The 14,854-nt window shown below is 38.9% G+C and carries 16 protein-coding genes; 3 read left to right on the forward strand and 13 right to left on the reverse strand.

The window, feature by feature from the left end:
• The first annotated feature begins 65 nt into the window (after nt 1-65).
• Complete coding sequence (locus TR08_RS22095) at nt 66-383, forward strand: hypothetical protein (protein WP_045521893.1); 318 nt, start codon at nt 66-68, stop codon at nt 381-383.
• Entirely contained in the window at nt 370-681 is a 312-nt protein-coding gene (locus tag TR08_RS22100) for a hypothetical protein (RefSeq protein ID WP_045521895.1), read from the forward strand. The genes TR08_RS22095 and TR08_RS22100 overlap by 14 nt, the downstream gene beginning before the upstream one ends.
• A gap of 35 nt (nt 682-716) precedes the next feature.
• On the opposite strand, the gene TR08_RS22105 is transcribed toward TR08_RS22100, so the two are convergent.
• Nucleotides 717-1,136, reverse strand: coding sequence for a MarR family winged helix-turn-helix transcriptional regulator (locus TR08_RS22105; RefSeq protein ID WP_045521896.1), 420 nt, complete (start codon nt 1,134-1,136; stop codon nt 717-719).
• Between the two features lie 118 nt (nt 1,137-1,254).
• Between TR08_RS22105 and TR08_RS22110 the strand changes: the two genes are divergently transcribed.
• Nucleotides 1,255-1,707 (forward strand): CBS domain-containing protein, encoded by a 453-nt coding sequence (locus tag TR08_RS22110; protein WP_045521898.1) that lies wholly within the window; start codon nt 1,255-1,257, stop codon nt 1,705-1,707.
• Nucleotides 1,708-2,052: 345 nt separating this feature from the next.
• On the opposite strand, the gene aspA is transcribed toward TR08_RS22110, so the two are convergent.
• From aspA to TR08_RS22170, 12 genes are all read right to left on the reverse strand, one after another.
• A complete protein-coding gene (gene aspA, locus TR08_RS22115) occupies nt 2,053-3,477 on the reverse strand; it encodes an aspartate ammonia-lyase (protein WP_045521899.1) in 1,425 nt (474 codons plus the stop codon).
• A gap of 209 nt (nt 3,478-3,686) precedes the next feature.
• Nucleotides 3,687-4,916 (reverse strand): benzoate/H(+) symporter BenE family transporter, encoded by a 1,230-nt coding sequence (locus TR08_RS22120; protein WP_052427576.1) that lies wholly within the window; start codon nt 4,914-4,916, stop codon nt 3,687-3,689.
• A 92-nt stretch (nt 4,917-5,008) separates the two neighbouring features.
• Nucleotides 5,009-6,256, reverse strand: coding sequence for an ABC transporter substrate-binding protein (locus tag TR08_RS22125; protein WP_045521900.1), 1,248 nt, complete (start codon nt 6,254-6,256; stop codon nt 5,009-5,011).
• Nucleotides 6,257-6,269: 13 nt separating this feature from the next.
• On the reverse strand, nt 6,270-6,974 hold the full coding sequence (locus TR08_RS22130; RefSeq protein ID WP_045521901.1) for an ABC transporter ATP-binding protein: 705 nt from the start codon (nt 6,972-6,974) through the stop codon (nt 6,270-6,272).
• Between the two features lies 1 nt (nt 6,975).
• Nucleotides 6,976-7,725: an ABC transporter ATP-binding protein gene (locus tag TR08_RS22135; RefSeq protein WP_045521902.1), complete on the reverse strand. Its 750-nt coding sequence runs from the start codon at nt 7,723-7,725 to the stop codon at nt 6,976-6,978.
• Nucleotides 7,700-8,689, reverse strand: coding sequence for a branched-chain amino acid ABC transporter permease (locus TR08_RS22140; protein WP_052427577.1), 990 nt, complete (start codon nt 8,687-8,689; stop codon nt 7,700-7,702). Before TR08_RS22140 ends, TR08_RS22135 begins: the two co-directional genes overlap by 26 nt.
• Entirely contained in the window at nt 8,690-9,544 is an 855-nt protein-coding gene (locus tag TR08_RS22145; RefSeq protein WP_052427578.1) for a branched-chain amino acid ABC transporter permease, read from the reverse strand.
• A gap of 171 nt (nt 9,545-9,715) precedes the next feature.
• Nucleotides 9,716-12,085, reverse strand: coding sequence for a xanthine dehydrogenase family protein molybdopterin-binding subunit (locus tag TR08_RS22150; RefSeq protein ID WP_052427579.1), 2,370 nt, complete (start codon nt 12,083-12,085; stop codon nt 9,716-9,718).
• 17 nt (nt 12,086-12,102) lie between these two features.
• Complete coding sequence (locus tag TR08_RS22155) at nt 12,103-12,579, reverse strand: (2Fe-2S)-binding protein (RefSeq protein ID WP_045521905.1); 477 nt, start codon at nt 12,577-12,579, stop codon at nt 12,103-12,105.
• Nucleotides 12,576-13,457: an FAD binding domain-containing protein gene (locus TR08_RS22160; protein WP_045521906.1), complete on the reverse strand. Its 882-nt coding sequence runs from the start codon at nt 13,455-13,457 to the stop codon at nt 12,576-12,578. Before TR08_RS22160 ends, TR08_RS22155 begins: the two co-directional genes overlap by 4 nt.
• 39 nt (nt 13,458-13,496) lie before the next feature.
• On the reverse strand, nt 13,497-14,252 hold the full coding sequence (locus tag TR08_RS22165; RefSeq protein ID WP_045521907.1) for a maleate cis-trans isomerase family protein: 756 nt from the start codon (nt 14,250-14,252) through the stop codon (nt 13,497-13,499).
• Nucleotides 14,253-14,353: 101 nt separating this feature from the next.
• Nucleotides 14,354-14,833, reverse strand: coding sequence for an SRPBCC family protein (locus TR08_RS22170; RefSeq protein ID WP_045521908.1), 480 nt, complete (start codon nt 14,831-14,833; stop codon nt 14,354-14,356).
• Between the last annotated feature and the right edge of the window lie 21 nt (nt 14,834-14,854).

The raw sequence follows: 14,854 nt of genomic DNA on the forward strand, positions 1-14,854 counted from the left end.
ATTAACAAACTCTCTGGAGATTTATAAAGATATGTATGCTTGTATATATCCCTGGGGGTGCTTTAATGTCTGTTTTCGTTTATCAGACGTTTATCATTAAACAAGATAAATTTAAAGAAGCGATAGACAATTTAAGAGAGATTAAAAAATTCAGAAATGAAAATTATAACCATCACGTTGAAATTCTTACACCTATATCTGGTGAAGATCATACCTTTGCACTACTTTCTACCTATGATGGATTGGGAGAAATGGAATTAGAAAATAAAAGGATGTTTGATGATGAGGAATATATTGAACTCATTGGTCCTTTTTTTCTAGAAAACATCAAAGAAGGAAGTATGTATACGCAAATTTACCGAGGATTAAGTGATAAAAAGTAGGAATAGAATAGCGAGAAATAACATAAAAGAAACCGCACAAGAATGCTGCACAGCCCTAAAAGCAGCAGGCGGTGCAGGATATCCATACAGCATCCAATGGACCATCGATACCATTGATTGGCAGCAGCCTTCTGTTGAGGTGATTGTGTCAAGAATTCAATCAGGAGCAAGCAATGGAGACATTATCCTTATGCATATTGGGGGAATCAATACTTCTGAAGTGGTTGATAGGGTCATCCCCATTTTGAAAGGGATGGGATTTAACTTAGTAACCCTAACAGAATTACTCGATTTATAATTTAAAGAAAGGGTACCCTTTCATTGGGCACCCTTTTAACGTTTATTTGTTACAGCAATATTGAACTTTTTTAAAAGTTCTCCAAAAACCTGCTTCTCTTCATCTGACCAATACTTGACTACTTCTCCTACTCTTGCTTTTCGATTCTGTTTCTCTTCTAGGAGTTCTTTTATCCCAATGTCAGTTATTTGAAATGAATACGCTCGCCCATCCACGGGATCCGGCACTCTATAAACGTATCCATTTTTTTCAAGGGCAGCTGCCTGCCGGCTTACTGTGGAAATATCCAAATCAAATTCTTCTGCCAACGCTTTTACACCCGCTGCACCATGGGAATTAATTTGGTGCAACAATAGGTAGGCAGATCGTTCAAGACCACCTGTTTTTTTAGCAGTGATTCTTCGTATTAAAATTGCTAGTTCAAGTTCAATCGTATCCAAAAAATGTTCATTCATTTTTACTACCTCACTGAAATCCTATTACTAAGCCCATCATATCATAGATGAAAAAATTTCTATATCCAAACAACTTTTTTTGTGTTTAAGGAGGATTTTTGTAAAAGCTCATTAAATAATGATCAACCACGTTCACAAGGTAAAGGATACGGATACGGTTCAGTCAGTGATTAAAAAATTTATTGATTACCGGATCAGCGGACTCACTGTTGTTAATGATAGAAATGAAGTAGTCGCTTTTATTAGTGATGGAGATATCATGCGGTACATCGAGAAGCATTCGGACAAAGTTATAGATTCTTTTTACTATCCATTCGTGATAAATGGAGATTATGAAAATTTTGAAGAACGAGAGCAAAGACTATTAAGTTTAAATGTGTTGGAAATTGCTAAAAGAAAGGTTATTAAAGATTCTTGGGATGAGGATGTTGAAAACATTGCTGCCATTCTAGGAAAAAGCAAATTAAAAAAGTGCCTGTTGAGCGTAAATGGGATCTTAGTTGGCATTATAAGTCGTGGGGATATCATCCGAAATTCCTTTAAAGAACTTCATACCATAACAGCCAATTAAATGTAACAATAAGTCTATTTTTCTTTGTTAAACAACTTAGTTGTTATTTGCGGAATAAGAAACGTTTACTAATGGAGGTTATTGGCGACCAATAGCTATATAGGTAAAGAAAAAACGGTCACCTATGAGCCTTATTGGTGACCAGTAGCTATATAGGTAAAGAAAAAACGGTCACCTATGAGCCTTATTGGTGACCAGTAGCTATATAGGTAAAGAAAAAACGGTCACCTATGAGCCTTATTGATGACCAAAATCTTATAAAAATTGAAAAACCGGTCACATTTGATTGTTCATTGTGACCGGAATAGATAAAAACTGAAATACATTTTTTATCTCAGATAGCTTTTAATCTCTATCTAGGAGTTCTTCTCCTGCAATCCCAGGCTCAGTCATTTCATGGACATTCAAGATAATATCTAATTCCTCTTCTGTTAATACATCATACTGTAAACATAATTCTCGAACAGATTTCCCCGTAATGGTTGCTTCCCTAGCAATTCGTGCAGCCACTTCGTATCCAAGATGCGGATTTACCGCGGTAATGATTCCCACGCTCTTATCTACATATTCTTTTAGGCGTTCTTCATTTGCTTCAATGCCTGCTAAGCAATGTTCCGTAAAGGCACGGAATCCGTTGTTCATAATACTGATAGACTGAAGTAGGTTAAATACTAAAACAGGTTCCATTACATTTAGTTCCAGTTGACCAGCTTCTGACGCAAGACAAATGGTGTGGTCATTTCCAATAACCTGAAAGGCAATTTGATTGATTAGCTCTGGCATGACTGGATTTACCTTACCTGGCATAATCGACGAACCTGGCTGACGAGCAGGAAGGCGAATTTCTCCCAGACCTGCGCGAGGACCCGAAGCCATTAAGCGAAGGTCATTTGCTATTTTCGACATATTCATCATGCATACTTTCAGAGCTGCCGAAACTTCTGTATACGCATCCGTATTTTGAGTGGCATCCACTAAATGCTCAGCATTTACAAGAGGAAAACCAGTGATTTCAGCAAGCTGTTTAACTACATCCTTAATGTATTTAGGATCTGCGTTTAAACCAGTTCCTACAGCAGTAGCTCCCATATTCACTTCCAATAAGTGCTCTCGAGTATGTTTAATACGATTGATATCCCGAGTAAGGACCCGAGAATATGCTTCAAATTCTTGTCCAAGACGAATAGGAACGGCATCTTGAAGATGAGTACGTCCCATCTTAATTACCTTCTCAAACTGGACAGCTTTTTGTTTAAATACTTTCTGCATATCTTCCATAGTGATTAGTAATTTTTCTAGTAGTGCTAGCGTTGAAATATGTATAGCTGTCGGGAATACATCATTCGTAGATTGTGACATATTTACATGTGTGTTAGGACTTAAATGAAAATAGTCACCTTTAGCATGACCAAGTAATTCGAGTCCACGATTGGCAATGACCTCATTGACATTCATGTTCATAGATGTACCCGCACCACCCTGAATCGGATCCACAATAAACTGGTCGTCCCACTTTCCAGCAATAATCTCATCTGCTGCTTGTATAATGACACCAGCAAGATCTTTATACAATCGTGTTGTATTCATATTAGCAATTGCTGCTGCTTTTTTTACCATTGCAAGCGCTTTAATTAAGGACTCATGAATGCGGTATCCTGTAATAGGGAAATTCTCCACGGCCCTTATTGTTTGTATCCCGTAATACGCATCAATCGGTATCTCTTTTTGTCCTAGGAAATCCTTCTCGATTCTTTTCTTGTCTGTTCCCATATGAATCCCCTTTTCTGAAAACTATCAATTCTCCATCTACTGTTCCCATATAAATCGCTATTAATAGATGTCCTACTAAATAATACCACGTCTACATTGTTTTTTCTTTAAAAAATGAACCTTTCTAATTTATAGAAAAGTTTATTCCCTATCCATAATAAAATTTAAGCTTATTTTCCACCCCACTTATAGCAGCCTTTCCCATAAATTCACCCCTTTCCGGCCTGCTTTTCCTTTTTCTTTTCAACACAATTTGCAATAAGAGTACCACCTGCTAATGCCCATACAGGTGCACTAATAAAAAATACACTTATGTTTGACATAGCAATAACAAAGGTAAACGTAACACTCACCAGCATTTTAGGCTGTGAAAAACTCAAATTAAGGCTGGACCCCAAAACTCCAAAGAGTGCAAAACCTGCTAGCATTGATACAAAATCACCTGGTAATGATTTAATAAAAGGCACCGTCCACCAGGCAAAAATACCAAACAATATTATTAATACTCCTGAAACAATGGCTGCTATATATCTTTTTTCTTTCATTCCTGTTTCCTCTCCCGAGCAAATAGCTGTCATCATTCCCGCAACATTTGCAGACTGACCGCCAAACATATTTGCACAAAGAGAAAAGATCCCGCTTAAAGTAACAATTCTATTAATCGGAGGCTTATAGTTGTTTTGTTCTAACGCGCCGATTCCCGGTGCAGCGTCATTGCTCAAGATCAATAAGGCAAGGGGTACTGAAATGGTAAAAATGGTTAATAGATTAAATTCCGGCAGTTGTATTTGCGGCATTACAAAACCAATGGTACTTCCAGCTGCAGATTCAAAATTATATGTTACTAACAGAACGATAAATCCAGAGAAAACGGCTGCTATCACGGGCGGAACTCGTAATTTCCACTTTGAAAATAAAAAATAAGTAAGCAAAGCGGTTCCCCCAATAAGGGGCAGGTGTTGGATAGAAATGATTAATCTTACAACATAGCTTGTAATGATTCCTGCCATCATCGCAGCAATAATTTCCTTAGGGACGTACTTCATGAATTTTGAAAATAACCCAAAAATGCCCACAAGAAAAATTAATAGACTTGATATGATGTAACTGCCAATCAATTGATTGTAAGGGACATGTAATGGAATGGTAGCTAAGAAAGCAACTCCTGTTATGGAATGGGCGCCAACGATGGGTATACGAAAATAAAATGGGAGCACAACACTAAACAGCCCTCCAAAAAAATAGACAGAAAACATCCAAAGTACCGTTTGGGCATCTGTAAAATTACCATTTGCTGCGGCTTCTAATATGATGACAGGCGGTCCAGTGGCTGCCAGTAAACCAGATACGATGCCTGACGAAAGGTTTTGGGGATGAAGAACTGCATTGGATCGAGGTGATGAAGATATATGTAGTTGTTGTAGATCACCCTTCCTCATTCTTTGTACCTCCCAACATTTTAAATGAACAAAGAGGCAAAATTGTTGATCTTTGCCTCTTTGTTTTTTATTTTTCTATTATTCTGAAACTTTTAATCAAGAAAATCCGCAGAGAAAAATTCATTTTGTTTCCATTCACCGTCTTTTACTTCCATTAAGGCATAGGAAGCTAATACGTTTCCATGTTCGTCAAAGTCGATTGGACCAGATGTACCTTGATAGTCAATATCGTTTCCTGCACGCAATTCCTTAAGACCTTCTTCAAAGGTATTTACTACCTTTCCTGGAGGGTTCGTGACTTCACGGATCTTTTCATTGATTGCACTTCCGCTTGCTTCACCCGCTGCTTCCATTGCTAAAGCAGATGCAATTAATAGGTCATACGTATTGGCATTGTAATATCCGCCAGATGGTTTAGCTTTAAACTTAGCTTCGTAGTCCTTGTTGAAACGTTTGAAACCTTCGTTATTTTCATCCTCCATAGGAATAATGGTCTTTATTCCTTCCGCAATGTCCTTCCCAATAACATCAATAAATTCTTGTACAGCAACGTCTGGTGTTACATACCAATCCCAATCATAACCTCTTTGCTTTGCTGACTTGAAAATAGTTGGTGCAGTGTCAATGGCACCAGAATAATACACTAATTTTGGATTCGCGTCTGCGATTTTTTTCAATTCCCCATTGTACGTATTCTGACCGGTATTAAAGGTTACTTCTGCTAGAATCTTACCGCCCAAACCTTCATACGTTTCTCTAAATCTCTCAACATCACTTTGGGCTCCTTCATAGTTTCCTACCATTACGGCAATTTCTTTAACTCCGCTCTCAATTAATACCTTTGCACGAACCTCTCCAATCGTTGAATCTGAAGCGGCTGTTCGGAATGCATAATTACCGCCAACCTCATCAAGTTCTGTTGAACCTGCAAAAGCTGACATGATTGGCACCTTTGATTTTGGCGCTTCTTTTAACAAAGCTAGCATTGATTCCGTTTCAGGTCCAATCGCAACAACTGCCTTATCCGCATTTACTAGCTTTTGATAACCTTTAATTGAGCCTTCAACAGTAGAAGCTGTATCTACGTCGATAATATTAATTTTCTTGCCATCAAGGATTCCACCTGCTGCGTTAATTTCATCTTTTGCCATTATAATAGAATTTATATTTTCTTTTGTAAATGCCCCGAGCCAGCCAGTAAGACCTGATAAAAATCCAACATTAATATCCCCGCCACTATTTGAACCACTATCACCTGAACTTCCAGTAGAGCTTGCACAACCAGTCATTACCGTTAATGCCGTACAAATTGAAATTGCAGCCATCGATACTTTTTTCATTTCCTTCTCCCCCTTAGTGGCCCAAGAATAGTTCTTCGAAATTTTCTTCTTCCAAAAATTGTTTTCCAGTCCGTTCCATTTTAATGATTCCTGAGTCCATTAAATAAACACGATCTGCATGCTTCAAGACTTCTTTTGGATTTTCCTCAACGACCCACACCACTGTTGTCCCTTGATCGCGAATTTCAACAATCATGTCGATCAAACCTTGAATAATTTGAGGGGCTAATCCTGTGATCGGTTCATCTAGGAGAAGAAATTTAGGGTTTACAATCAATGCACTTGCTAAAGCTAACATCTGTCTTTCTCCGCCGCTTAACGTTCCAGCTTTTTGGTTAATTCGTTCTTTTAGACGTGGAAACATCTCAAACATCTCATTTATTTTTTCCTTTGGTTTTTTAAGTGTGTACGCACCCATTTCAAGATTCTCGAAAACGGTTAATTCCGCAAAAACATTTTTTCGCTGTGGAACATAACCTAAGCCCATCTTTGAAATCTCACTTGGGGCTACATTGTCAATCCGCTTACCTTGAAAGGTAAGCGAGCCGCTCATTACAGGAAGCAAACCACTAATGGTATGCATTAATGTTGTCTTCCCGGCTCCATTTGAGCCAATAATTCCAACCATCTCCCCTTGATTTACATGGAGACTGAGTCCATGTAAAATGGGAATTTTTCCATATCCAGAAACAACATCCTTAACCTCTAGAAAGCTCATTTTAACTCGCCCCCAAGTAAACAGATTTAACCTTTTCATTATTCGAAATTTCTTCTGGAGTACCTGAAGCGATTAGCTCCCCATTTGCAAGACAATAAATCCGGTCACATATCCGATAGATAAAACCTAGATTATGGTCAATTACAAGAAATGTCATACCTTCACTTCTAAGTCGTAAGATGTGTTGAACCATTTTTTCGAGCATGATTGGATTTACGCCTGAAGCTGGTTCATCCAGCAACATTATTTTTGGATTTGCCATTAATTGCCTGCATAATTCCAGCAATTTCAATTCTGCTGCACTCAAATTTTCAGCAAGTTCATTTCGTTTCTCATATAAGTTAAATTGCCTGAGAAGTCCACAAACCTTATCATAGTGATCCTGCTCTATTCGAGTAATTTTCTTCTTTTTAAAGAAGATAGAGAATATTCCTTCGCCTTCATTGGGAGGTACTACCATTAAGTTTTCTAGCAAGCTTAGTTTTGGAAAACCCACTGGAGTCTGAAAGGTCCGCAGCAGTCCTTTTCCCACTACAGCTTCGGGAGTGGCAATATCAATTTTTTCTTCCAAGAAGGAAATCTCACCAGAATTTGAAGTTAAAAACAAACTGATCATATTAAAAAGGGTTGTTTTACCTGCTCCATTAGGACCGATTAATCCAACAATTTCCCCTTTATTAACCTCCAGTGTCACGTTTTTAACAGCTTGAACTCCTCCAAAATTTTTACTCAGCCCCTTGACTTGCAGCATTTTTCCCTACTCCCTTCGGTTCAAGGATTATCGAATTATCATGGAATTTAAATAGCTTTTCAACAGATTTAAACTTTTCAGCGATCAATCCCTGTGGAAGGAAGCGAAGAACAAGAATCAGCATCATACCAGAGATAAATTGACGTAATCCAGCTAAAACAACACTATATTCAGCTGGAACCGGAATAAAGCGTGTCGCTTCTTGTACAAGAATAAGTACGAAGGCTCCAATAACAGCTCCCCGATTATTTCCAATCCCACCTAATACAAGTGCTGTCCAAACCGTGAACGTTATAGCTGAGGTAAACATATTCGGCGCAATGATAGACATGTACCAAACATAAAAGCAGCCAACTAAGCCAACCATGCAACTACTTAATACAAACACTTTTAACTTTGTAGTATATATTTTCTTTCCAATCGATTGAGTAACGATTTCATTTTCACGAATAGCCCTCATATAACGACCCATTGGGGAATCAGCCAATCTTTGAGCAAAGATATAAAATATGGCCAAAGTTAGTAGTACTAATCCAGAGAAAAAAAGCATGTAATTAGCACCTGGTATAAATTCCTGAAATGGTTTATCAAGACCAAAAAATCCGATATTACCATTTGTTAACCATTCTTCATTTCCAGCAACAATTCTAATAATTTCAGCAAAAGCAAACGTTGTAATTAATAAATATTCACTCTGTAAACGAAGTGAGATATAGCCAATAAATAAACTAAGCAATCCTGTGATAATGACCGAACCAATGACACCGGCTATCATCGGAAGACCAAGTCCCTCAGGAGCTTCGATGGTAAGCAATGTGTAGGAATAGGCGCCAACTGCAAAATAACCTACAATCCCTAAATCCCAAAGCCCCAGTATTCCACCATTCACATTTAATGCCACAGCTAGCATTGCATAAATCCCGCCTAAGGCAATGATACCCGATATGAAAACGAGTATTTCCATTTAATGTGCACCTCCTTTTGACAATCCTTGAGGTCGAATTAATAGCACAAGTATGACAATAATAAAGGCAATGGCTGTTCTGTAAGAAGTAGGGACAATGATTGTGCTGACATCCATACTCAGTCCGATAATTAAGGCAGCAAGCATTGTACCGTATAAATTCCCCATTCCACCTACAATAACGACTGACATGATGATCAAAATTTGGTGCCAGCCTAATTCCATGTTCAGAGTACCGGACATGGCCAGCAGAATGCCAGCTAATCCTGCTAATCCTGATGAAATCAACCAAACGTAATTCGATAGTTTCTTAGAATTGATTCCCCTTATTTGCGCTAAATCGCGATTTTCTGCCATTGCTCGGAAACCTTTGCCGTTTTTTGTTTTTGTTAAAATGAAATGAAGGACAAAGACACATGCTAACGAGATAAGGATAATAAACAATTCCTGATACGAGAGAATCTGACTGCCAAACACTTCTATCATATTGCTCGTCTCAAGCCCAAATGTTCTAATTTGCGGACCAACAATCGCCTGAACGATACCGTAAATTACCCAAGAAAGACCTATGGAAGTGAATAGTAAAACTAGGATCCCGCTTTTACGTACTGGAAAATAGAAAACCTTAGCTAACAATAGCCCTAAAACAGCTGTAGCGATTACGGAAAAGATCATGGCCAAAGCAAACGGAAAGTTGAGCACACTTTTGAAAAGATAGGCCATATAGGCACCTATTAAAAGCATTTGGCCATGTGCTATATTTAAGAAATTCTCTGTTTTCCAAACCATTGAAAAACCAATGGAAGCAATGATTAAGATACAACCAGTAATGATTCCATATATAACGTATTCCATCTTCAGCCTCCCTCTAAATTCTTTATACATGGATTATTTTCTTTCCATTTAGATGTCAAGGGTTAGATCTGTTAACAAGGCTAATCTCACCCTTGATATGATTTTTTATTATCACTGTGCTTATATTGTTTATTTATTAAAAAAAATTTCTAATAAACTTTTTAGATGATGTTAATTTAGTACACTTTCTGCACTTTCAGCTTCTTCTATTAAACTTCTTAGTTTATTAGGACTAATTGGGAGTGAGTTTATTTCTATTTTTAATGGTCTCATTGCATCGCAAACAGCATTTGCAATTGCAGCTGGCGGGCTGATTGCACCACCTTCTCCCACTCCCTTAATCCCCATCGGATTGTGAGGAGATAGGTACTCTTGATGACCCATTTCAACTTCAGGTACCTCCATTGCTGTAGGGATTAAATAATCCATATAAGTTCCGGTCACCAATTGACCGTTTTTATCGTAAATAATTTCTTCATATAGAGCACCACCAATACCCTGTGCAACTCCACCTTGAATTTGACCATCTACAATCTTTGGATTAATAACACGACCGCAATCATGGACGACAATATAACGCAAGATGCCGACAAATCCTGTTTCCTTATCAACCTCTACAACGGCTACGTGAAAGCCTGATGAAAATGTCACGGTTGGAGGTACAAAGTAATAGGTTGCACTCGCACCTGGTTCAATTCCTATTGGAACCTTGCAGCGAGGACCTGGTTTAGCAGCCTGAGCAATTTCTTGTAAAGTAACAAATTTGGATGGCGAATTTTTCAAAGATACTTTACCACCATACATTTCTAGATCATTGATTGAAACTCCAAGCATTTGGCCTGCAATTAAAAGGAACTTTTCTTTTAATTGTTTGGAAGCACCATGAACCGCTGATCCAGCAGTAACAGCACCCCTGCTTGCAAAAGTACCCACACCGTATGGAAGCAAACTTGTATCTCCTGCCCGCACCGATACTTGTTCTGGATTTACTCCGAACACATCGGCACATATTTGAGACAGAGTGGTTTCATGACTTTGCCCATGAGGACTAGAGCCCACGCCAACCAAAATATGTCCAGTAGTGTCAACTTTGACCGCAGCGCCTTCAAACGGACCAATACCTGTTCCTTCAATATAAGATGAAAAACCAATGCCAATATATTTGTTATTTTTCCTTGCCTCTTCTTGATGTTGACGGAATTCCTCGTACCCCGCTATTTTCATTGCTTGCTGTAAAGATTTCACATAGTCCCCATTTTCTAAAACCATATTTGCACCATCACGGTAAAAAATACCTGTTTCATACGGCATTTGTTCAGGACGAACAAAATTTCTCATCGATACTTCCACTGGATCAAGATTTAACTTATCAGCAACCATATAAATGATCCTATCCATTACATACACTGCTTCTGGTCTGCCTGCTCCACGATATGGTACGTTTGGTGTTTTATTGGTTAAGACGATTCGGCCAGTTATCTCATAATTTGGAATGTGATACATTCCTCGCAAATGTGCGGCCGAGTTATAGGCACAACATAAGGCAAAGGAGTTATGTGCTCCATTATCTAAGAGAAACTGATCCTTCAAACCAATAATGGTTCCATCATTTCTAAAAGCAACTTCAACGTCATGTACCTGATCCCGTGAATGTCTGGTACTCTGCATATGCTCAAGACGATCTTCAATCCACTTAACTGGGCGCTTGTATTTCATGGCAAGATAGGGAATGATAATTTCCTCTGGATATACGGCACATTTCGGACCAAATCCCCCGCCAACATCTGGGGCTACAACACGTATATTGCCTTCGACCAACCCCACTAGCTTTGAAAGATAGGACCGAACCATAAATGGTACTTGAGTAGATGACCAAACCTCAAGTTGTTGATTACGTTCTTGGTACTCGGCAATGACTCCTCTTGTCTCGAGTGGATTCCCTGATACTCTTGGAGTTTTTATTCTTGTTTTTAAAATGTGATTGGCCTGCCTAAAAGCATGGTCAATATCTCCAACCTTTACTTCAAAATGTGATTGGATATTATTCCCTAGCTCTGGATGGATTACAAGTGCGTCTTCCTTTATGGTTTCATAAGGGTCCGTAACCACAGGCAAAGGCTCATAGTCTACCTTAATCAAAGCAAGTGCATCCTCTGCAACATACCGGTCTTCTGCTAATACAATGGCAACCGCTTGACCGACAAATGTTACTTTATCTTCTGCTAACATTGGTTCAGGATTTTTCTTGATCGTGGGCTTTATATCAGCTTCTAGCTGCGGAGGGAAGGTGAATTCTACAAATTCAGTGAAAGGTTTTACATTTCCTTTTAAATCAGCAGCAACGATGACATCAAGGACACCCTTATAATGTTTCGCTTCGGAAAGATCAATGTTTTTAATCCTTGCATGAGCATATGGGCTCCTCAGAATTGCAGCTTCGACCATATTTTCAATTCGAATATCAGCTACAAACCTTCCTGAACCAGTGAGCAGTCGGTAATCCTCTTTTCTTTTTACATTTTGTCCAACAAATTGCTTCACGCTTGATCCCCCCCTTGTTAACATTTCAGTGCGTATGCCTCTTTCACAGCTTTAATAATATTGCTGTAACCGGTACAACGGCAAAGGTTACCAGAGATCGCTTCGCGGATTTCTTCATCTGTTGGTAACACAGGATGAGTTTCTATGAAGTTTTTCATAGACATTAGAAAACCTGGAGTACAAAATCCACATTGTAATGCATGATTGTTTGCAAATGCTTGTTGAATCGGATGGAAAGTACCATCTTCTTCAGCAAGTGATTCCACTGTCTCAACTTCTAAGCCATCCGCCTGGACAGCAAGCATTAAACAGGAACGAACAGGCTCACCATTTAGTAATACCGTACACGCTCCACACACACCATGTTCACAGCCAACATGTGTTCCAGTGAGACCAAGTTTATCTCGAAGAAAGTCAGATAATAGCCATCTAGACTCAATCTCTTTATCTATTACTTTCCCATTTACTTTAATTTTGACGGTATAATTGCTCATGCGATTACTCCTTCCCTAGCCCGTTCAACCGCTTTATACAATGCCCGTTCTAGTAAAACACCTGATAAATATCGGCGGTATTCCTTCGAGCCGTGTATATCTCCTTCTGGATCCAGTTCATCTAATTGAAGAGTAGCTGCTTCTTTGATAATGGAATCGTCAGGCAGCTTTCCTATTAAAAATTCCTCTGTTGCTTCTGGGATAAAAGGAACCGAGTTGGCACCACCTAAGGCAATTTTCGCATCAGCTATCGTCCCATCATAATCAAGCTCTAAGACTGCAGCTACCTCCACTAAAGCGAAATCCCCATGCCTTCTGGCTACCTCTTCAAACGCATATCCACTTCCCTTTTTGATTTTTGGAAAGCGAATTTCCTTAATGAGTTGATTTGGCTCCAGCGACGTTAATAAATAACTCAGAAAAAATTCCTCAGGTGATAAGGTCATTTCTTCCTCACTAGAAACAATAACGATCTCTCCTCTTAAGGCGGTTAACATACATGGCAGCTCAGCCGATGGATCAGCATGGGCGATGCTTCCGCCTATCGTTCCCCTCGATCTGATTTGATTATGTCCTACCCAGCGGATCCCTTCAGTCAAAAGCGGGCATTTTTCTTGAACCAATGCTGACTTTTCAACATCGACATGCCGAGTCATCCCGCCGATCACAATGGCATCTTCTTTTTCTCTGATTCCTTTCAATTCTTCTACTCTGCCAATATCTATTATGTACCCAGGAGTTGAAAGCCTCATGTTTAATAAAGGAATCAAACTTTGGCCTCCTGACATGATCTTGGCATCGTCTCCATATTCAGCCAACATATTAAGAGCCTCTAGGAGACTATTAGGTCTTAGATAGGAGAACTTTGGGGGCTTCATTATAATGACCTCCTTTTACTAGGTTCATTTTTTCTATTTTTAATATTTTCCTGATAATAAGCTTCCAGCGTTAGGGACTGATGTCTCCATCTCCAGTTGCTTTAATATTTTATAAACCGTTGAAGTGGCTGCAGTTAATACTGGAATACCCAGCTCATCTTCAACCTTTTGGACCGCTGGAAGCGATGGCATTTGTACACATGCAGAAAGAACGACCGCATCAGCACCTTTAATATTTAGCTTTTTTGCAATCTCAGGAAGATTATTTGGATCTAATCGTCCAACTTCTAAATTATCCGGTACCTCAAGGCTAATCGAATCAATCACTTCGATTCCACTCTGTTCCAAATAATCAATTACCATCTGAGTTAAAGGTTTCATGTATGGGGTAATAATGGAGACTTTCTTTGCATTTATGGTTTTTATACCCTCCACTAATGCTCCAGCACTGCTGATTACTGGGGCAGCACCATCGTTTTCAACCGTTGCACCGTACAACCTTTTTTCCGAGCTAATATGGTAACCAGCCCCCTGGCACATGATAGCCACAAGACACGCATAGGCAAGAACATCACAGCGGGCATCAGATAATTCCACCGCACATCTGTCACTTTCCACATCCATTTTTGATAATTCCTCTTTTGATACATGCTTCATTCTCATCCTGCTGGAATGAAAGGTGAAAGAAGTTTCGGAAGATTCTTTCATTTTTGCATGCAGCATGGCAGGGATTTCAGTTTCCATTGTTGTATTAGAGCTTGGGACAATAAGTCCTACTCGGTAATGACTTGTCATTCTTTTTACAACCACCTTTAATGTAGTTTTATAGGTTCTTCTGCTATTTAGTAATTTGGAAAGAAATGCAACTATTGGTTTTAATGATATATTTGAAGAGATTAATCAATTTTAATTGCAGAATCGATGGGGGTTTCTAAGGATGCTGATTTAACTGCCTTTTGAATATCTTTAAAAAATTTTCCGGCTAAAAATTTTGCTACACCACCAAGAACCCGGTTTCCTACACTTGCAATGGTTCCGCCTATTTCCGCGTCACAGTTCCATTCAAGTCTTGATCCACCTTCCATCTCGAATAACCTGCAGTGCATTTTTGCTACTACATGACCTGGAGATCCACTACCAGAGGCATGAAGAATATAGTAATTTGGTTTATCTACACCTTCAATTTTTACTTTTCCCACATATTCACCTTTGACTGCAGCCACACCCAATTTTAAAACTACGTCGTATTCACCATTTTCATTTAAAATCAATTCATGGCAGCCAGGAATAACCTTTTTTAGAATTTCTTCATCTAAAAGTGAGTCCCATAACTGATTTACTTCCATTGAAAATTTCGCTTCTCCCTCAAGATTCATCTATTCAAACACTCCTTGTAA

This window comes from Neobacillus niacini (assembly GCF_000759675.1).
Classification (GTDB): domain Bacteria; phylum Bacillota; class Bacilli; order Bacillales; family Cytobacillaceae; genus Neobacillus; species Neobacillus niacini_A.

What these genes read in the sequence shown, in the direction of transcription:
- TR08_RS22095 (WP_045521893.1), top strand. Translation starts at nt 66, where the DNA reads ATGTCTGTTTTCGTTTATCAGACGTTTATCATTAAACAAGATAAATTT.
- TR08_RS22105 (WP_045521896.1), bottom strand. Translation starts at nt 1,136, where the DNA reads ATGAATGAACATTTTTTGGATACGATTGAACTTGAACTAGCAATTTTA.
- TR08_RS22110 (WP_045521898.1), top strand. Translation starts at nt 1,255, where the DNA reads ATGATCAACCACGTTCACAAGGTAAAGGATACGGATACGGTTCAGTCA.
- aspA (WP_045521899.1), bottom strand. Translation starts at nt 3,477, where the DNA reads ATGGGAACAGACAAGAAAAGAATCGAGAAGGATTTCCTAGGACAAAAA.
- TR08_RS22120 (WP_052427576.1), bottom strand. Translation starts at nt 4,916, where the DNA reads ATGAGGAAGGGTGATCTACAACAACTACATATATCTTCATCACCTCGA.
- TR08_RS22125 (WP_045521900.1), bottom strand. Translation starts at nt 6,256, where the DNA reads ATGAAAAAAGTATCGATGGCTGCAATTTCAATTTGTACGGCATTAACG.
- TR08_RS22130 (WP_045521901.1), bottom strand. Translation starts at nt 6,974, where the DNA reads ATGAGCTTTCTAGAGGTTAAGGATGTTGTTTCTGGATATGGAAAAATT.
- TR08_RS22135 (WP_045521902.1), bottom strand. Translation starts at nt 7,725, where the DNA reads ATGCTGCAAGTCAAGGGGCTGAGTAAAAATTTTGGAGGAGTTCAAGCT.
- TR08_RS22140 (WP_052427577.1), bottom strand. Translation starts at nt 8,689, where the DNA reads ATGGAAATACTCGTTTTCATATCGGGTATCATTGCCTTAGGCGGGATT.
- TR08_RS22145 (WP_052427578.1), bottom strand. Translation starts at nt 9,544, where the DNA reads ATGGAATACGTTATATATGGAATCATTACTGGTTGTATCTTAATCATT.
- TR08_RS22155 (WP_045521905.1), bottom strand. Translation starts at nt 12,579, where the DNA reads ATGAGCAATTATACCGTCAAAATTAAAGTAAATGGGAAAGTAATAGAT.
- TR08_RS22160 (WP_045521906.1), bottom strand. Translation starts at nt 13,457, where the DNA reads ATGAAGCCCCCAAAGTTCTCCTATCTAAGACCTAATAGTCTCCTAGAG.
- TR08_RS22165 (WP_045521907.1), bottom strand. Translation starts at nt 14,252, where the DNA reads ATGACAAGTCATTACCGAGTAGGACTTATTGTCCCAAGCTCTAATACA.
- TR08_RS22170 (WP_045521908.1), bottom strand. Translation starts at nt 14,833, where the DNA reads ATGAATCTTGAGGGAGAAGCGAAATTTTCAATGGAAGTAAATCAGTTA.